The organism is Frankia sp. CoWAU3, assembly GCF_977971855.1.
On record NZ_CDWWXB010000305.1, the window covers coordinates 1 to 3,052 of the forward strand.

Genomic DNA, 3,052 nt, shown 5'->3' on the forward strand with positions numbered 1-3,052 from the left:
AGGCGACCGCAGGCACACGGCGGTATGGCGAAGCCGGGCGGTCAACATCGCCTGGCCAGACTCTGGATCTTCGTCGCGGCACGCTGTAGCACCGGGTGCTACGCTGTCGGGGTGAGTACTCCTGAGATCACGCAGCGGGATCTGCGGTCGAGGTCGCGGGAGATCATGGACGCCGTCGAGCATGGGCAGTCGTTCACGGTCACTCGGGATGGTCACCGGATCGGGCAGCTCGTCCCGCTCCGGCGCCGGCGCCGGTTCGTCTCGCGGCAGGAGTTCGCCGCGATGTCGCGCAACGCACCTGACACCGGCCTGGAGGCGTTCCGCGCCGACCAGGAGGCCGCGGCCGACCACGAGGCGACGGATGCCTATGACCAGTGAGCCCGTCCGGCAGGGCCTGCTGGACACCAACATCCTGATCCTGCGCCGCTGGGTCGACGTCGCCGAGCTTCCGGACGAGATGGCGATCAGCGTGGTGACGCTGGCGGAGCTGTCCGCCGGGCCGCACCAGGTCCGCCGTAACGACGAGCAGGACCTGTACGACGAGCATGAGGAACGGGCACGGCGCATGGAGATCCTCCAACGTGCCGAGAACGAGTTCGACCCGATCCCGTTCGACGCCGAGGCGGCGCGGGTCTACGGCCGACTGTCCGCGGCCGTCGTTGCCGCGGGCCGCAAACCGCGCCGCCGGACCGCCGACCTGATGATCGCCGCCACGGCGGTCGCGGAGGACCTTCCACTGTTCACCACCAACCCCGGCGACTACACCGGCCTGGAAAGACTTTTGCGCGTCGTCCCGGTCACGAGGCCGCCTGTACCCCACGAGAAAAAGCCCTAACCCAGCCGGGGCGGCGAGGCTGCTGCCATGCGTCGATGGCGGACGTTTTCGGGTGTCACGGGCCGCACCCCGATCTGGCCAGCCGGATCCGGGAACCCCAGACCGACCATGACGACACGATCAACCCGGTAAGCCCAGCGCGACAGTCTGGGGCAGCGCAGCGATCATGGGGAGGTGTAGCAACGGGTGTAGCAACGCCGGCGAACCGGCGCGCACGTCGACGGCCTTCCACACACGGCAGCACATGTCCACGGACGCTGACATCACGGTCGGTTCGGCCTGAAAAGCGGAAGGTCGGCGGTTCGACCCCGCCCCTGCTGGCGCTCCCGGCGTCTCGGACCAGTCGTACGCGTTCTGCGCCGGGGCGAAGCCCTCGATAGCCATCGCATCACTCCGAATGCACGGGTACGGGAAGGGCGTGACACGCCTCGACCCTCCAGGCCGAGGCGACATCGAACCCGGGGCAGTTCACGGCGAACCGCCTGGCGAGGTGTAGGATTTCACCTCGCCAGGCGGTTCCGTGTGGTCGTTTTACCGGGTGACGGGCTATTCGTCGGCGGCGTCCGCGACGAACCGCTCGGCCGTTGCCGCGTCGACCCCGAGCGAGTGCAGCGCCCCGGCGCCGTTCTCCTCCTCCAACAATCCCAGCAGAACGTGGCCGGTGCCCACACCGTCGTCGCCGAGCCGTAGGGCTATCCGGAACGTCAGTTCGAGCGCCTTCTTCGCGCGGGCGTCGTACGGAATCATCACCGGATCGGTGTCGTTGCGCGCCGGCAGGGTCGCCGCAACCGTGTCTCGCGCCTGGCCGAGGTCGACACCCTGCGCCCGCAACGCGGCGACCGCGGTGCCGTCGGTGCTGAGCAGGCCGAGGATCAGGTGCGCGGGTACGATCTCGGCGTTGCCTGCCAGCTTGGCCTCGTTCATGCTCGCGACGACCGCGTTGTGGGCGAGCTTGGTGAGCTTTTCGAAAGTGTGAGCCGGAGCGGCGGCGGGCTTGCCGACGAACCGTTTCTGCGCGGCCTGCTTGGTGACGCCCATCCTGCGGCCGATGTCGGTCCAGGACGCCCCGGAACGACGGGCCCTGTCGACGAAGTGACCGATCAGGTGATCGGCGATCTCGCCGATCTGGTCAGCCATCTGCACCGCGTCGGCCAGATTGTCGAGGGCGTCGGTGTTGGTCTTGGTGATCGCTGTGATCAGGTCGTCGAGCCTGACTGGCGGAGTAGTCTGGGTCATGTCGTCAACCTTAGGTTGTCTACGTCGCTGGCGTCAAACAGGAGCTGACGGTCCGCCGTCGAGACGCCCGACCGCCGGCGCTCCTACCAGGTGATCGGCATTTCGGCCGGACCGAACGCCTGGATCGAGTGGTACTTGTGCGTCAGCTCCGCCTCGGGCACCGCCAGCGCGAGCGTGGGAGCCCGCTCGAACAGTGTCGTGTAGACGATCTCCAGCAGATCCGGCACCAGGTGATTCGCCGGGTACTGGTGCGGTCCGTGACCGAACGCCATGTGCCTGACCGGCTGTTCCCGCATGAGGTTGAGCTGATGGGGATGCGGGCATACCGACGGGTCGCGGTTTACGGGCAACGTCGGCACTGCCAGGCCGTCACCCGCCTTGACCAACGCGTCGCCGATCAGCACGTCGTCCGTCGCCAGCCGCATCGGGGTGCCGTCGTTGACCGAGAAGAACCGCAGCATCTCGTCCACCGCGACGCTCAGCCGCTCCGGGTGGGCGAGCAGCGTCGCCCGCTCCTCGGGATGGTTCAGCAGGGTGAGCACGCCCAGCGAGATCATCGTGGACACCGAGTTGTGAACGGTAAACGTTCAGGCCGTGTGCTGGCGGCGGGATTCCGTGGCATCGAGTGATGGCCGGTCGGCGGGTGGCGCCTCCGGTCACGCGTGGGTTGTGGGCTGGGTCAGGTCGGTGCGGGGAGGGCGGCGTCGTGGCGGGCGAGGTTGGTGTGGTGGACCAGGCCGCGCAGCGCCTCGGCGATCTGCTCGGGCCAGGTCTCGTCCGGGTGGACCTCGGCCGCGCCGGTCAGGTCGCGTTGCAGGTGGGCGGTGCAGACCTGGTGGAGCAGGCCGGCGAAGACAGCCTCGTCTGGTTCGTGGTCCGCGCTGTCGGGGATGTCGCGGTCCGCGGGGTCGCCGCCGGCGGCGAACGCGGGGTGGTCATAGAGGTGGTAGCGGTCGTGGACGACGGTCGCGCCGGCCCGGG

General features: G+C 68.7%; 5 protein-coding genes. 2 read left to right on the forward strand and 3 right to left on the reverse strand.

Annotated features, from left to right (window positions below):
• Nucleotides 1–111: 111 nt before the first annotated feature.
• Both AC08ON_RS17605 and AC08ON_RS17610 read left to right on the forward strand, forming a co-directional pair.
• Nucleotides 112–378, forward strand: coding sequence for a type II toxin-antitoxin system Phd/YefM family antitoxin (locus AC08ON_RS17605; protein ID WP_476608540.1), 267 nt, complete (start codon nt 112–114; stop codon nt 376–378).
• Nucleotides 368–835 (forward strand): PIN domain-containing protein, encoded by a 468-nt coding sequence (locus AC08ON_RS17610; RefSeq protein ID WP_476608541.1) that lies wholly within the window; start codon nt 368–370, stop codon nt 833–835. The genes AC08ON_RS17605 and AC08ON_RS17610 overlap by 11 nt, the downstream gene beginning before the upstream one ends.
• A 546-nt stretch (nt 836–1,381) precedes the next feature.
• Here the strand turns inward: AC08ON_RS17610 and AC08ON_RS17615 are convergent.
• The 3 genes from AC08ON_RS17615 to AC08ON_RS17625 form a co-directional block, all read right to left on the reverse strand.
• Nucleotides 1,382–2,071, reverse strand: a complete 690-nt coding sequence (locus tag AC08ON_RS17615) for a Clp protease N-terminal domain-containing protein (RefSeq protein ID WP_476608542.1) — start codon at nt 2,069–2,071, stop codon at nt 1,382–1,384.
• An 83-nt stretch (nt 2,072–2,154) separates the two neighbouring features.
• Nucleotides 2,155–2,628 carry a cytochrome P450 gene (locus tag AC08ON_RS17620; RefSeq protein WP_476608543.1) on the reverse strand — a complete coding sequence of 158 codons (474 nt, stop codon included), beginning with the start codon at nt 2,626–2,628 and terminating at the stop codon, nt 2,155–2,157.
• 122 nt (nt 2,629–2,750) lie between these two features.
• Nucleotides 2,751–3,052: hypothetical protein (locus AC08ON_RS17625; RefSeq protein ID WP_476617391.1), on the reverse strand; the 302-nt coding region annotated here is incomplete at its 5' end.

Excerpts from the sequence above, each read along its gene's own strand:
- AC08ON_RS17610 (WP_476608541.1), top strand. The coding sequence starts at position 368 with ATGACCAGTGAGCCCGTCCGGCAGGGCCTGCTGGACACCAACATCCTG.
- AC08ON_RS17615 (WP_476608542.1), bottom strand. The coding sequence starts at position 2,071 with ATGACCCAGACTACTCCGCCAGTCAGGCTCGACGACCTGATCACAGCG.
- AC08ON_RS17620 (WP_476608543.1), bottom strand. The coding sequence starts at position 2,628 with ATGATCTCGCTGGGCGTGCTCACCCTGCTGAACCATCCCGAGGAGCGG.